General features: G+C 66.3%; 15 protein-coding genes and 1 tRNA gene. 6 read left to right on the top strand and 10 right to left on the bottom strand.

Annotation, left to right across the window (positions count from 1 at the left end; all coding sequences use genetic code 11):
* The first annotated feature begins 89 nt into the window (after nt 1-89).
* A complete protein-coding gene (locus N2K98_RS08210) occupies nt 90-752 on the top strand; it encodes a TetR/AcrR family transcriptional regulator (protein WP_255797863.1) in 663 nt (220 codons plus the stop codon).
* Between the two features lie 11 nt (nt 753-763).
* On the opposite strand, the gene N2K98_RS08205 is transcribed toward N2K98_RS08210, so the two are convergent.
* Nucleotides 764-2,173 (bottom strand): YhgE/Pip domain-containing protein, encoded by a 1,410-nt coding sequence (locus tag N2K98_RS08205; RefSeq protein WP_255865486.1) that lies wholly within the window; start codon nt 2,171-2,173, stop codon nt 764-766.
* A 201-nt stretch (nt 2,174-2,374) separates the two neighbouring features.
* On the opposite strand from N2K98_RS08205, the gene N2K98_RS08200 reads away from it, so the two are divergent.
* Nucleotides 2,375-2,746, top strand: a complete 372-nt coding sequence (locus tag N2K98_RS08200) for a nuclear transport factor 2 family protein (protein ID WP_255865485.1) — start codon at nt 2,375-2,377, stop codon at nt 2,744-2,746.
* Between the two features lie 58 nt (nt 2,747-2,804).
* On the top strand, nt 2,805-3,554 hold the full coding sequence (locus N2K98_RS08195; RefSeq protein WP_255865484.1) for a MerR family transcriptional regulator: 750 nt from the start codon (nt 2,805-2,807) through the stop codon (nt 3,552-3,554).
* Nucleotides 3,555-3,636: 82 nt separating this feature from the next.
* Here the strand turns inward: N2K98_RS08195 and N2K98_RS08190 are convergent, their stop codons facing one another.
* Both N2K98_RS08190 and N2K98_RS08185 read right to left on the bottom strand, forming a co-directional pair.
* Entirely contained in the window at nt 3,637-4,107 is a 471-nt protein-coding gene (locus N2K98_RS08190; protein WP_255865483.1) for an NUDIX domain-containing protein, read from the bottom strand.
* Nucleotides 4,108-4,127: 20 nt separating this feature from the next.
* Complete coding sequence (locus N2K98_RS08185; protein WP_255865482.1) at nt 4,128-4,589, bottom strand: NUDIX hydrolase; 462 nt, start codon at nt 4,587-4,589, stop codon at nt 4,128-4,130.
* A gap of 123 nt (nt 4,590-4,712) precedes the next feature.
* On the opposite strand from N2K98_RS08185, the gene N2K98_RS08180 reads away from it, so the two are divergent.
* Entirely contained in the window at nt 4,713-5,651 is a 939-nt protein-coding gene (locus N2K98_RS08180) for a 5'-3' exonuclease (RefSeq protein ID WP_255865481.1), read from the top strand.
* Nucleotides 5,652-5,744: 93 nt separating this feature from the next.
* Here the strand turns inward: N2K98_RS08180 and N2K98_RS08175 are convergent, their stop codons facing one another.
* The 3 genes from N2K98_RS08175 to N2K98_RS08165 all read right to left on the bottom strand — a co-directional run bounded on the left by N2K98_RS08175 (nt 5,745) and on the right by N2K98_RS08165 (nt 8,829).
* On the bottom strand, nt 5,745-6,953 hold the full coding sequence (locus N2K98_RS08175; protein WP_255865480.1) for an MFS transporter: 1,209 nt from the start codon (nt 6,951-6,953) through the stop codon (nt 5,745-5,747).
* Nucleotides 6,954-7,087: 134 nt separating this feature from the next.
* Nucleotides 7,088-7,837: an SDR family NAD(P)-dependent oxidoreductase gene (locus tag N2K98_RS08170; RefSeq protein WP_255865479.1), complete on the bottom strand. Its 750-nt coding sequence runs from the start codon at nt 7,835-7,837 to the stop codon at nt 7,088-7,090.
* A gap of 113 nt (nt 7,838-7,950) precedes the next feature.
* Nucleotides 7,951-8,829 carry a TIGR03620 family F420-dependent LLM class oxidoreductase gene (locus tag N2K98_RS08165; protein ID WP_255865478.1) on the bottom strand — a complete coding sequence of 293 codons (879 nt, stop codon included), beginning with the start codon at nt 8,827-8,829 and terminating at the stop codon, nt 7,951-7,953.
* Between the two features lie 251 nt (nt 8,830-9,080).
* Here N2K98_RS08165 and N2K98_RS08160 point away from each other — a divergent pair, with 251 nt between their 5' ends.
* Nucleotides 9,081-9,683 (top strand): TetR/AcrR family transcriptional regulator, encoded by a 603-nt coding sequence (locus N2K98_RS08160; RefSeq protein WP_255865477.1) that lies wholly within the window; start codon nt 9,081-9,083, stop codon nt 9,681-9,683.
* 69 nt (nt 9,684-9,752) lie between these two features.
* On the opposite strand, the gene N2K98_RS08155 is transcribed toward N2K98_RS08160, so the two are convergent.
* Nucleotides 9,753-9,837 (bottom strand) — tRNA-Leu (locus N2K98_RS08155).
* A gap of 124 nt (nt 9,838-9,961) precedes the next feature.
* Between N2K98_RS08155 and N2K98_RS08150 the strand changes: the two genes are divergently transcribed.
* On the top strand, nt 9,962-10,606 hold the full coding sequence (locus N2K98_RS08150; RefSeq protein WP_255797870.1) for an ANTAR domain-containing response regulator: 645 nt from the start codon (nt 9,962-9,964) through the stop codon (nt 10,604-10,606).
* Between the two features lie 84 nt (nt 10,607-10,690).
* Here the strand turns inward: N2K98_RS08150 and pyk are convergent, their stop codons facing one another.
* The 3 genes from pyk to N2K98_RS08135 all read right to left on the bottom strand — a co-directional run bounded on the left by pyk (nt 10,691) and on the right by N2K98_RS08135 (nt 14,012).
* Entirely contained in the window at nt 10,691-12,202 is a 1,512-nt protein-coding gene (gene pyk, locus N2K98_RS08145; protein ID WP_255797871.1) for a pyruvate kinase, read from the bottom strand.
* A gap of 221 nt (nt 12,203-12,423) precedes the next feature.
* Entirely contained in the window at nt 12,424-13,188 is a 765-nt protein-coding gene (locus tag N2K98_RS08140) for an ABC transporter permease (protein WP_255797872.1), read from the bottom strand.
* Entirely contained in the window at nt 13,185-14,012 is an 828-nt protein-coding gene (locus N2K98_RS08135; protein ID WP_255865476.1) for an ABC transporter ATP-binding protein, read from the bottom strand. Before N2K98_RS08135 ends, N2K98_RS08140 begins: the two co-directional genes overlap by 4 nt.
* Nucleotides 14,013-14,019: the final 7 nt, after the last annotated feature.

Here is a 14,019-nt window from a genome sequence, read left to right as displayed (position 1 = left end):
GGGTCTGTGGGACCAACTCGTCAAAATTACGCCATGTGGCGTAAATTAGATAATCGAAGCCGCATCAACGCCGACACAAGGGAACGCACATGGGACAGCACGGTGCGAAGGCACGCGAAACCCTGCTCGATGCCGCCGAAGAGCTGTTTGCCCGCTACGGCATCGACGCCGTGTCCAACCGCCGCATCGCCGAGCATGCCGGAACTGCCAACCATTCCGCCGTCGCCTATCACTTCGGCGGCCGGGATGAACTGCTGGAAGCCTTGATCACCCGCCATCTCGAGGACACCCACCGCCGCCGTGCGGTGCTCACGGAACAGCTGGACGACGGCGCCGGGCTCCGCGACCTCCTGGCCTGCCTGGTCCTGCCCTGGGTGGACCACCTGGCATCCCTGCCGGTGCCGAGCTGGCGGGCGCGTTTCCTGCACCAGATGCGTGCGGTGCCGTCCATGCAATCCGTACTTCAGCGGTCGGCCGTGGCCAACCCCGTCAGCGAGGACCTGATCCGCAGGACCCAGGCCGCGGTCGGGGACCTCGCCCCCGCTGTCCTGCACGGCCGTTCGTGGATCCTGGGCACCATGACCATCGGGGTCTGCGCGGAGTACGAGGCACGCATCCAAGACGGAGCCGAGACCCCGAACTGGACCGGGGTGGGCTACTTCCTCATCGATTCGTGCGCCGGAATGCTGTCCGCTCCGGTAACCCACCCCGGCGACTTCCTTCCGCAGCCGTCCCCGGTCTACCTGCTTTAGGGCTGCCGGCTCTAGGGCTGCCCGCCGGGACTACCCGCCAGCTCTGCCTGGCGGCGGCCGAACTTCCGGTCATAAAGCACCGCGAAGATCATGGCGACCGCAACGGCTATGAGTATGAGGATGAGCATGCCGATGATCCCGCTCTGCAGGCCCGCGTCACCTTCGGCGTCAAAGTACAGGACCGCCCGGTTGGCCATGGTCATGTGGTAGAGCGGCTCGCCGCGGGCAATGAACGTGAAGAACCCCGGCAGGGCCTCCAGCGGCACCACTCCGGTCGCGGCAGGCAGGCCCATAAACACCACGTAGATCAGCGAGAGCACCATGCCGATGCTGCCGAACAGGGTGATCAGCGCCGTGGTGACGGCCGATACCGTGACAATGGACAGCCAGGTGGTGAGGAAGAACCAGCCGCCGTGCGGGATCGGCATCCCGACGGCGGAGGCCACCCACATCATGAAGCCCGCCGTCGGGAGGGCGCCCAGGACAACGATGCCCCACTTGATCAGATAGGTTTTCCAGCGGGCAGGCTGCACCCTCGGCCCCAGGGAGAACCGCGGCCCCATTTCGACCGGCGCCACTCCGAGCCGCGAATCCACCAGGAAGTGGATGGCTACGGAACCACTGACGCCCACCACCATCAGCAGCACGGAGTAGAAGAACGCACCCATGCCAAGGGCGGAACCTTCCGGCGGGGTTTCATAGGCGGTGGTGATGAGAGAGATCGGAGCCCGGAGCAGGTCCGTTGATGTGCCGTCCACGGTTGGTGCCACCTGCTGCTGCACCTCTGCCGGCAGGCCCAGCTCCCCGAGCTCGCGCTGTTGTTCCGCCCGGGCTTCCGTCTGCGCTTCCTCTGCGGCGGAGGTCAACTGCTCCCCCAGGCCGGTGTTGGCCTGTTCGAGCGCCGGGTCGACGGCGGACGTCGCCAAGCTGCTCGCCAGTGGCCCGGCCAACGGGTTCGAGTAGACGGTGATGGACGGCCGCGTAACTTCCGTGTCCGTCAATGCACCGCTCACCAGCCCCAGGGCGTCAGCCGAAAAGGACTCGGGGATAACGACGGCGCCGTGGATCTGCCCCTTGCGCAGCTGCTCCTGGGCGTCGTCCCAGGACAGGACACGCAGATCGATTTCGTCGTTTTGCGCGAAGCCCTGCTGCATCTGGTCCGTGATGTTCTGCCCGAGGTTCTCCGGGCTGCCCCCGTCGGCCGGCGTCGCACCCCTGTCCTGGTTGACCACGGCCAACGGAAAGTGCTTAAGGTGGTCCCCCGGACTGCCGAGACCGCCGATGTACAGGGCCGTGCCGGCACCGCCCAGCAGCAGAAGCACCAGCAGCGGCAGGAGCCAGAACCGCGGGGACCAATACGAGTGCCGGCCGTCTCCGCGCCTCTGGGGCCGGGAATCGGATTCCATCGCATGTGCCGACATGGACACACCTCCCAGCTGAGCCTGAGTCGGGATTCGCCCTACCGTTTGAGGGTAGCCGCCGTGCGGGGCTGCGGATATAGCAGTGCGCCCGGCTGCGTCCGGATCGCCGATACCTGTGCCCGTCGCCTGCCTGACCGCCACGTGTCGCGCCTGACCACCGTGCCCGTTGCCGGGCATCGCCCCTGAAGCTAGCCTCGGCAGATGAATGACCTCACCCTCGCCAACCTGCTCGAGCGCGAACACCTCGGCTGGCAGTCGCTGTGCCGCGGACAGGGCGGAGACTTCTACGGTGGGCTTATGACTCCGGATGCCGTGATGGTCCTGGTCAACGGCATGGTGCTGGACCGTTCCACTATCGCCGCTACCCTCAACGCGGCGCCGCCGTGGACTTCCTACCGCATCACGGATGAACACGTGGTGGCGGCAAGCACCGGCGCAGCAGCGCTGGTTTACCGTGCGGCTGCGCACCGCGCCGGGCAGGAGCCGTTCGAGGCGTTGATGTCCAGCGTTTACTGTCTCGTCGACGGGCGGATCCGGCTGGCCCTGTATCAGCAGACGACGGTTACCCACTAGTTCCTTGACCTTGCCGCAGCGTCAACTTCTAGGGTTGGTGGGGTCGAGAAGGAGCACCATGGACTGGTCCATTGCGGACGTGGCGAAACTGGCCGGGACAACCTCCCGGACCCTGCGCCACTACGACAGCATCGGGCTGCTGGCCCCCTCACGGGTCGGCGCCAACGGCTACCGGTATTACGACCGGGCAGCACTGGTCCGGTTGCAGCGGATCCTGCTGCTGCGCCAACTCGGGATGGGCCTGCCGCAGATCGGGCAGGTGTTGGAAGGCCAGCAGGATGATGCCGCTGCTTTGGCGGCGCATTTGGTGTATCTCCAGGACGAACAGGCCCGGCTGCACACACAGATACGTGCAGTGCGCTCGACGTTGAAGGCCCTGAAAGGAGATGAGGAAATCATGGCGGAAAAAATGTTCGAAGGTTTTGACCACACGCAGTACCGCGAGGAGGTGGAAGAACGCTGGGGCTCGGAGGCGTACGCCGAGTCCGACCAGTGGTGGCGTTCCCTGGACGACGCCGGGAAGCTCGGCTTCTCCGCGGAACATGCAGCACTGCAGGACGCGTGGGACGAGGCCCAGCGGCGGGGGCTGGCGCCTGCGAGCGCCGAAGCGCAGGAACTCGCACGGCGGCATGCTGAATGGATCGCAGCCGGTACCCGGAAGGAGCCCGATCCGGAGATGCTGATCGGCCTCGCGGAAATGTATGTGGCTGATAACCGGTTCGGGGCCAACTACACCCGTGCATTCGAATCGGGTGCGAAGTATGTCCGCGACGCGTTGGTCACCTACACCCGGGGTCTGCAGGGCTAGTCCGGACAGCTGATGTACAGGTAACGGGGCTAAGAGCACCGGATAACCCCGTTACCTGTACACCGGGCGCCAGGCAGCCCCGCTAGCTCCCCTCCTCCGCCAGCACCCGAAGCAGTGCGTCCAGCACCTGGGCCTGCCCCTTGACCAGCTTCGTGCGTGCCACAGCCTCCGGAAACCAGCCGGCCCGGTCGATCTCCGGATACTCGCGAACGGTGCCCGATCCCCGCGGCCATTCCAACTCGAACGTGTTGCTCTCGATCCGCTCCGGAGCGAACTCCGCCTCCGCAGTGAAAACCGTCACGGTCTTTTGCGCCGACTGCCGGAAACTGCCCAGCAGCAGGTACTCGGCCTCCGGGGCCTGCGCGCCCATCTCCTCGGCGAACTCCCGCAGCGCGGCCGCCAGCGGTTCTTCCTCCGGCTGGTACTCCCCCTTGGGAAGAGACCAGGCGTGCTCGTCCTTCCGCGCCCAGAACGGGCCGCCCATATGGCCGATCCACACTTCCAGGCCCTCGGTACCGCGCCGATACAGCAGGATCCCTGCACTGGAAATCATGTGGCTCTCCCCTCGAAGGCTCAGAGGTCCGCAAACCCGAAAGTGACAATGGGCGGCAGTCCGCTGCGCAACCGCTCGAAAACAAACCTTTCATGCGGGACGACGGCGCCGGGCAGGTCGTCGAGGGAAAACCATTCCAGCCGGGCCGCCTTGCCGGGCTCCATGATGCGCGGCTCCCCCGACCAACCGGAGCAGAGGAAGAAGAAGTCCACCCGCTCGTCCACGGCAGTCCCGGTGTCCTCCTGCGTGCGGTGCATGGACGTCAGCGGGACGATGTCGTCGGGCGCCACCGCTATCCCGAGTTCCTCCCGCGCCTCCCGCACGGCGGCCTGCACGGCCGATTCCCCCGCCTCCACATGTCCGGCAGCTGCCGTGGCCCAGTAGCCGTCCATGTACCCGGTGCCCTGCCGAAGCTGCAGCAGCACCCGGTCCCCGCACTGGAAGATGAGATAGCTGGCCGGCACAACCTGGAATCGGTTCAACAACGCGGAGGTCCCCTCGGTCGGAAAGCTGGTGCCTCAGCCTACAGGCGTGCACGGGCATCCCGGCGGATCAGGTCTCCACGAAGGCGCCCCTCACCGCATGATCCGTGCGAGGATCGGCCTATGACCCAGCGCCTGATGCTCCTCGACACCGCGTCACTGTACTTCCGCGCCTTCTACGGCGTCCCCGACAGCATCCGCCGGTCCGACGGTACGCCGGTGAACGCCGTTCGCGGCCTGCTGGACATGATCGCCAGGCTCACCACCGACTACGAGGCCACGCACCTGATCGCCTGCTGGGACGACGACTGGCGGCCGCAGTGGCGGGTGGACCTGCTCCCTACCTACAAGGCGCACCGGGTGGCCGAAGAGGTGAGCGGGAACCCCGACGTCGAAACGGTTCCCGATCCCCTCGAGGCCCAGATCCCGATGATCCGCCGCACGCTGGAACTGGCGGGCATCGCCGTCGTCGGCGCCGCGGAACACGAGGCCGACGACGTGATCGGCACCTACGCGTCCACCGCGTCCATGCCGGTGGACGTGGTGACCGGGGACCGGGACCTGTTCCAGGTGATCGACGACCGCAGGGACGTGCGCGTGATCTACACCGCCCGCGGCATGAAGAACCTGGACGTGATGACCGATGCGTCAATGGTGGCAAAGTACCAGGTGCTGCCCGAGCAGTACGCGGACTACGCAACCCTGCGCGGCGATGCCTCCGACGGACTGCCCGGCGTGTCCGGGATCGGTGAGAAAACCGCGGCGTCGCTGCTGGCCGAGTACGGCACCCTGGATTCCCTGCTGGCCGCGGCGCAGGACCCGGACAGCGGCCTTGCGGGCCCGGTCCGGTCCAAGCTCGCCAAGGCGGCGGACTATCTGGCGGTTGCACCGAAGGTAGTGAGAGTCGTCAGGGACCTGGACCTTCCCTCGCCGGAAAAGGCCGGTGCGGAGCTGCATGCGATCGCCGGGGAAGAGCGTTCCGAACTTGAGCGCCTGGCCGAGGACTGGAACCTGGGCGGGTCCGTGAAGCGGCTGCTGGACGCCTTCGACCGCTACGCGTAGGCAGCGCGGCAAAAGAAAACACCCCGGTCCGAAGACCGGGGTATTCCACTCAGAGTCTGGTTCAGGTGTAGCCGTCGGGCGCGGGCCGGCGGCTTAGGCCCCGGGCCTGCGGGTGCGGACCACTCCGAGCAGCACACCGCCCAGGAGGGCGGCTGCGCCACCGGCGACCAGCGCCGCCCGGACGTCAAAACTGTTAACGAGCACCCCGCCCACCGCCGAGCCGAGGCCGATGGCCAGCTGGAACGCAGCGACGGTGACCCCGGAGACCGATTCCAGGCTCTCGGGGTGGGCCCGCGCCATCCAGGACTGGATGAGGGTGGGGATGGCGCCGAACCCGAGCCCCCAAAGCACGATGGCCGCAACAGCAACCGGCAGGCTGCTGCCAAGGGTCGCCCACATGATGGTCGCGATACCCACCGCCGCCCCCATGACGACGACGGAGCGGTGGAGCGCGCCGTCGGCGGCCGGGCCGCTGGCAAGGTTTCCGACGAACGAGGCGAAGCCGAAGGCGGCCAGCGCCAGGGCGAATCCCTCCGCATTGAGCCCGGCGACGAGGTCACCGGCGAGGCGGATGTAGGTGTAACCGGCGAAGTGTCCGCCGGCGATCAGGAACATGCCGACCATGCCGACGATCACCAACGGCGACCGGAGGGTTAACAGGAAGGCCCGGCCCGGCGAGGGCTCGGGTGCGACCGGCGGAAGCCAGGCCGCGGCGAGGACGAGGCCCACAACGCTCGCGGCGGCCGCCAGCAGGAACAGCGCGCGCCAGCCCCACAGCTCCCCCAGCACCAGCCCCAGGGGAACGGCGACGATGGTGGCCAGGGAGACGCCGACGTTGACGACCATCATGCCGCGGCCGATCCTTTCGCGGCTGACGAGGGTGGCGACGACGACGATGGCCAGCGCCCAGAACCCGCCGACCGCCACCCCGAGCAGGAGCCGCGCGCTCAACAGCACCGCGAAGGACGGGGCTAGGGCGACCAGGAGGTTGGACACCGCCGCCAGGACCACAAGCCCGATCAGCGCGATCCGCCGGTCAAGCCGCGGCAGCACCAGCGCGATGGCCGGACCGGTCACCGCCGCGGCGACGGCAGTGGCGGTCACGGCCTGGCCAGCGAGGCCTTCGGAGATGCCAAGGTCCGAGGACATGCGGGAGAGCAGGCTCGCTGGAAGGAATTCGCTGGTCACGATCGCAAAGAGGACAACGGACAGGGAGGCCACTCCCCACCAGGGCGACCGGGTGCGGGGCGGATGCAGGTGCGGCGGGGCGGCGTCCTGCGGGGCGGCTGAGCTGGAGTTCATGAAAGGCTCATCTCGGGTTGTGACAGTTCGTTCAGGGGATGGCGGCCGCGCCGGGGCTGCTCGATGTGTCCGCCGGGAACGGCCGGGCCGGGACCTGTAAGTCCCGGCCCGGCCCGGGTTTCCGTGTGGTGTGTTTATGCGGTCCAGCCTGCGTCGATGGAGATGCTTTCACCGGTCATGAAGTTCGCGGCGTCGCTGGCGATCCAGGCCGCGAGGCCTCCGACGTCGGCGGGGGTGCCGAAGCGGTTCAGGGCGGTCAGCCCGGCGAGGTAGCCGCCGAAGGGCCCGTCGGCGGGGTTTCCGTCGGTGTCGATCGGGCCGGGCTGGATCACGTTCGCTGTGATGCCGCGGGCGCCCAGGTCCCGGGCCAAACCCTTGGTGAAGCCGACCAGGGCGGCCTTGCTCATGCCGTAGATGGTGCCGCCGGCGAAGAGGGTGACCTTCCCGGAGCTGGAACCGATGGTGATGATCCGGCCGTTATCGGGAAGGTGCTTGAGGGCTTCCTGGGTGGTGTAGACGGTGCCGCGGATATTGAGGTCGATGGTGGTCTCGATGTGCTCGTCCGTGGTGTCGGTGAACGGTTCGAACCAGCCGGCACCGGCGTTGTTGACGAGGATATCCAGGGAGCCCAGGGCGTCCACGGCATCACGGACGCCCTGGCGGGCGGTGTCGGCATCGGAGTTGTCGGCGCGGATGGCCAGGGCTTTGCCCCCGGCGGCGGCGATCTCGGTTACGAGGGTCTCGGCTGCGTCCTCCGAGGAGGAATAGGTGAGGGCCACGGTGGCCCCTTCGGCGGCCAGTGCGCGGACGATGCCGGCTCCGATACCGCGGGCACCACCGGTGACGAGGGCGGTCTTGCCGGCGAGGGAAGTATTGACAGACATGGAGTGGATTCCTTAGGCAGTAATTATGTTCCTTACGGTACAGATAAGAAATCTGCGTCCGACATTATTCCCCCGGGGGTGGGTACGGATGCACACCCCAGGGGCTCACCGCGTCAGCGGCGGGCCAGGGGTGCAAGTTCGCGCCACTGAGCCGTCGGCAGCCCCCGCTGGCCGCTCATGACGTGAAGGGCCACGTGGTCAGCTCCTGCCGCATGGTGCTCAGCGATGCGATCGGCGATCTGGTCGACGCTTCCCCATGCGACCGTCGCATCGATGAGGCGGTCGCTTCCGCCCGGGACGAGGTCAGCGTCGGTGAAGCCGAGACGGCGCAGGTTGGCCTGGTAGGCGGGGAAGCCGATGAACATGCCCACGCCGGCCCGGGCGATCTGCCGTGCTCGTGCCGGGTCTTCCTCCAGGACCACGCCCAGGTGGGGTGCGATCAACGCGTCCGCGCCGATGGATTCCCGGTTCAGTGCATTGGACTCGGCCGTGACGAGGAACGGATGGATTCCCGCGGCACGGCGGCCGGCGAGTTCGACCATCCGCGGCCCGAGGGCACCGAGCAGCCGCTGCGACTGCGGAATAGTCGGCGTCGAGCGGTCCAGCATGTCGAGGAACCTGTTCATTTCCCTGACGGGAGTGGTGAAGTCCTTGCCGACGGCGGCGGCCGCATGGGGATTGCTGACGCCGAACCCGCTCAAAACGCGGGGTCCGAACGTACGGGTCAGGCGGCCATGCTCACCGGAGGCGATCTCGGCGTCCCGGCCCCAGATACTCAGAACACCAAAGGCGACGGACGCCTGCGTACCGGCCTGGAGGATCCGTTCCGCCGAATCCCACAGACCGTGACCCCCTGCACCCACGAGCCAGATGGCGCCCCAGCCCTGTGAGTGGAGCTCGGCTGCGGCCTCGGCTGCCGTGGCCGGTTCCGCCCCGCCGAGTTCGATGCTCCAGATTCCTACGCTGCCAAGATCGACGGGCGTGCTGTTCATAGTGTTTCTCCGTTGGCCAGGGGCTGCCGGTAGTGGTGGCCGGTCTGCCCGTTCGGTGTCCGTAGCGGTGGGGTGAAGGTTGTTTTGTATTCCGTACGGTACAGATAACGGGTTTCCCTCGTGGTTATTCCCGCCGCCTAATTTTGTTCCAACCGGTAGCATGACCGCGGAATCGGGGCATAAACCCTACTGGCTAGCCGTTAAGCTGGACCGGGGGCAGTGTCGAGCGGAGCGGAAAGAGGCAGGGCAAAATGGCAGTTCGGGGCAGGCCGCGGGAGTTCGACGTCGACAAAGCACTTGAACGCGCCGTGGACGTGTTTTGGCGTCAGGGTTACGAAGGAACGACCTTGAGCGACCTAACCCGTGCCATGGGGATCAGCCGCCCCAGCCTGTATGCCGCATTCGGAAACAAGGAAGAGACGTTCCGCCAGGCCATCGCGAGATATGCCCGGGTCGATATGGCCTACGTCGACGAAGCCCTCGGCCAGCCCACAGCGTACGAGGTTGCTGCGCATTACCTGCGCTCGAACGTGGAGGCCGTCACCCGGCCCGAACGCCCCGCCGGCTGCCTCTCGATCCAGGGCGGGCTCGCCGGCAATCCGGAGGACCAGCGCATCATCGACTTCCTCGCAGCCAGCCGCAGGGCAGGAGAGGCCCGCTTCAGCGAGCGTTTCCGGCAGGCCATCGAGGACGGAAACCTCTCCGCAGCCGAGGACCCGGCTGATCTCGCCCGCTATCTCGCAGCGGTGGCGGCCGGCATCGCCGTCCAGGCGGCTGGCGGCGCCACCCGTTCAGAACTTCAGGCCGTCGCGGAACGAAGCCTTCGCGCCTTCCCCCAGACCCCCGCCGCCTGAAACGCCGCCGCTAAAGACAAAAGAAAACACCCCGGTCCGAAGACCGGGGTGTTTCCGTCTGCAACAAGCTGGTGCCCGAAGTGGGACTCGAACCCACACACCTTTCGATACTGCATTTTGAGTGCAGCGCGTCTGCCAATTCCGCCATTCGGGCGTGCCCTGCGTCACGAAGCACTAGTACTTACCGTGTTGAGCGCAAAACTACTCTACATGCGGATACGCTGATTGTGTGAACCGCCGGTCTGCCGGCGGGAGAGACCGTATCTGAGGAGCCATCTGTGTCTGAGTCCACCGAGTCCGCGCCCGCCGCGTCGACCAACGCTGCGTCTGCCAACACCGCGCCGTCCAACAGCCCGGCCCGCCGTGTACTCGTCGCCGAAGACGAGACCCTGATCCGTCTGGACATTGTCGAGATCCTCACCGGCGAGGGTTACGACGTCGTGGGCGAGGCGGACAACGGTGAGAAGGCCGTCCAGCTGGCCAACGAGTTGAAGCCGGACCTGGTCCTGATGGACGTCAAGATGCCGCTGATGGATGGCATCACGGCCGCCGAACAGATCGTCAAGGCACGCATTGCCCCCGTGGTGCTGCTGACAGCGTTCAGCCAGAAGGAACTGGTGGAGCGTGCACGCGAGGCCGGCGCCATGGCCTACGTGGTCAAGCCCTTCACCCCCGCGGACCTGATTCCCGCCATCGAGATCGCCCTGTCCCGCCACGAGGAGATCAAGGCCCTCGAAGCCGAGGTCACCGACCTGAAGGAACAGTTCGCCACCCGCAAGCTGGTCGAGCGCGCCAAGTCGCTGCTGACCACCAAGATGGGCCTCACCGAACCCGAGGCCTTCCGCTGGATCCAGAAGACCTCCATGGACCGCCGGCTGAGCATGCGCGAAGTTGCCGAGACCATCATCAACCAGGTCAACTAGCACCTACTCCCCCGCAGGAACCAAAAAGAAGGGTCCCGTCCAATCGGACGGGACCTTTCCTTTTAGTGCAGGGAAGCCGGAAACCTAGATGGCCTTGGCCTGGCCCTTCTTGCTTTCCTTGACCGGCCACGGGCCGACCTTTTCCTTGACCCGCTCCTGGCCGTCAGCGCGCTGGCCTGCGTCGGCGATGTCGCCCACGCGGTGCACCTTGATGCTGTTGGTGGAGCCCGCCTGTCCGGGAGGCGAACCGGCAGCGATAACCACCAGGTCATCGTCTTCCACCAGGCCCTCTTCGAGCAGGGTGCGGTCCACCTGGGCGGTCATCTGGTCGGTGTGCTCGGCGAACTCCACGAGCATGGGGGCCACGCCCCAGAACAGCGTCATGTAGCGGTAAGTGTCCTCCACGGGGGTGAACGCAAATACCGGCTTGGACGGACGCAGGCGGGAGAGGCGGCGGGCGGAGTCGCCGGACTGGGTGAAGGTACAGATGTACTTCGCATCCAGCTGGTCGGAGATCTCCACTGCTGCACGGGTGATGGCGCCGCCGCGGGTCCGCGGCTTGGAGCCCAGCGGCGGAACGCGGTTCAGGCCGTGCTGTTCGGTGGACTCAATGATCCGGGCCATGGTTTCGACGGTTTCGATCGCGTAGGAACCCACCGAGGTTTCACCCGAGAGCATGACGGCGTCCGCGCCGTCGAGTACGGCGTTGGCGCAGTCGGAGGCCTCGGCACGGGTCGGGCGGGGGTTGTCGATCATGGATTCGAGCACCTGGGTGGCCACAATGACGGGCTTGGCCCAGCGGCGGGCCAGTTCAATGGCCTTCTTCTGCACGATCGGAACCTCTTCGAGCGGCAGTTCGACGCCGAGGTCACCGCGGGCAACCATGATGGAGTCGAACGCGTCGATGATCTCTTCGAGGTTCTCCACGGCCTGCGGCTTCTCGATCTTGGCGATGACCGGCACGCGGCGGCCTTCCTCGTCCATGATCTCGTGCACGCGGGAAATATCGCCGGCGTTGCGGACGAAGGAAAGGGCAACCATGTCGACGCCGCGGCGCATGGCCCAGCGGAGGTCGTCCTCATCCTTTTCGCTCAGTGCCGGAACGTTGACGGCTACGCCGGGGAGGTTGATGCCCTTGTTGTTCGACACCTTGCCCGGCACTACTACCTCGGTGACAACGTTGTTGGCGGTCACCTCAACGGCACGCAGCTTGACCTTGCCGTCGTCAATCAGCAGGAAGTCGCCCGCCTTCACGTCGCCGGGCAGGCCCTTGTACGTGGTGGAGCAGATTTCCTTGGTGCCGGGAATGTCATCAGTGGTGATGGTGAAGGTATCGCCCACGTTCAGGAAGTGGGGTTCCTCGGTGAACCGGCCGAGCCGGATCTTGGGGCCCTGGAGGTCGGCGAAGATGCCCACGGGCATCCCCAGCTCGGCGGAGGCCTTGCGCACGTTTTCGTACGTGGCGTTGTGTACGGAGTGGTCGCCGTGGCTCATATTCATACGGGCGACATTCACGCCCGCGCGAAGAACCGCTACGGTATTTTCATAGCTGGCGATCGCTGGTCCAAATGTGGCAACAATCTTTGCGCGTCTCATACTTCTAGCCTAGTCTCCCTCGGCAGTTTGCGCATGGGACGGGGCCGTCTGCGCGGCCGGAACCAGAGCCGGGAGGCACTGCCATGCACCTGTTGCCCCCTACGGGTAGTGGGGTGGCGTGCACAGATTCCCAGAAAGCGGGAAAGGCCAAGGATTCCGGGCGTCGGTAGGCGGTATGCCGGCCAGCCGGGGTGGGAATCTGTGCACGCCCCCAGCCCCGTTTAGTTCACCCGACGCCGGTAAATGGCCGTGGCACCGGCGTAGGCGAGGCCCAGAATGCCGACCAGCCAGAGAAGTGCGACCCAGAAATCGCTGCCGACGGGTTCCTGGGCAAGCATTGCCCGGAGGGTGTCCACAATGGAAGTCACGGGCTGGTTCTCGGCAAACCACGCCACCGGCCCGGGCATGGTGCTGGTGGGCACAAACGCCGAGCTGATGAACGGCAGGAAAATCAGCGGGTAACTGAACGCACTCGCGCCCTCCACTGTCTTCGCGCCCAGCCCGGCAATCACGGCCAGCCACGTCAGGGCGAGGGTGAACAGGACCAGGATGCCGACGACGGCGAGCCACGCCGCCGGCGACGCACCGGTGCGGAACCCCGCGATCAGGGCCACGCCGATGACGAGCGCGAGCGAGGCCAGGTTCGCACTCACGGAGGTGAGGACGTGTGCCCAGAGCACACCGGAGCGCGAAATGGGCATCGATTGGAAGCGTTCGAACATTCCTCCCTGCCGATCAAGGAACAAACGGTAGGCGGTGTAGGCCACGCCGGAGGCAACGGTGATCAGCAGGATGCCGGGCAGTGTGTAGTTGATGTAGGACTCCCCCGATCCGGTGCTGATGGCGCCGCCGAAAACGTACACAAACATCAGCATCAGCGCGACCGGCGTAACCGCCGTCGTAATAATCGTGTCCGGACTGCGGAGGACGTGGCGCAGGGAGCGGCCGGTGAGGGCGGCGGTGTCATGAAACATCTGGGTGGTCATCGGTTTCCCTCTTTCTGCTGCGCCGGGGGAAGTCCCTCCCGGGGCGCTGTGTCCTCACCGGTGTCGCCGGTGAGGGCGAGGAAGACGTCCTCGAGGGACGGCTGTTTTGTGACGTACTCGGCCTTCGCCGGCGGCAGGAGTTGCTGCAGTTCAACCAGGGTCCCGTTCTGGATGATGACGCCCCGGTGCAGGATCCCGATCCGGTCCGCAAGCTGCTCCGCCTCGTCGAGGTACTGCGTGGTGAGCAGCACCGTCGTGCCGCCGTCGGCAAGCTCCCGGATGGTTTTCCACACCTCGTTGCGCGCCTGCGGATCCAGGCCCGCCGTCGGCTCGTCAAGGAAGATGATTTTCGGGTTCCCCACCAGGCTCATGGCGATATCCAGCCGGCGGCGCATACCGCCGGAGTACGCCCCAGCCTTCCGGTTCCCCGCGTCGGTGAGAGCGAAACGGGCCAGCATGTCATCCGCGACCGAGCCCGGGTCCTTCCGGTGGCGGAGCTTCGCGATAAGGACCAGGTTCTCCCGGCCTGTCAGCACTTCGTCGATTGCGGCGAATTGCCCGGTCAGGCTGATCGACCGCCGCACGTCCCCCGGACGGGCGGCGACGTCGAACCCGTCCACTGCGGCCGTACCGTCGTCGGCCTTCAACAGCGTTGACAGGATCCGCACCAGCGTTGTCTTGCCCGCTCCGTTGGAGCCCAGCAGCGCGAAGATGCTGCCGGCAGTCACGTCAAAGTCGACGCCGCGCAGCACCTGCAGATCCCGAAAGGATTTCTTGATGCCCTGTACCCGGATGGCAGGTTCGAGGGTTTGGTCGGTATACATATCCGGT

Source organism: Arthrobacter jinronghuae (genome assembly GCF_025244825.1).
Lineage (GTDB): Bacteria > Actinomycetota > Actinomycetes > Actinomycetales > Micrococcaceae > Arthrobacter_B > Arthrobacter_B jinronghuae.
The sequence above is the reverse complement of the archived record's forward strand: the minus strand, read 5'-3'. Positions and strand labels throughout refer to the sequence as shown.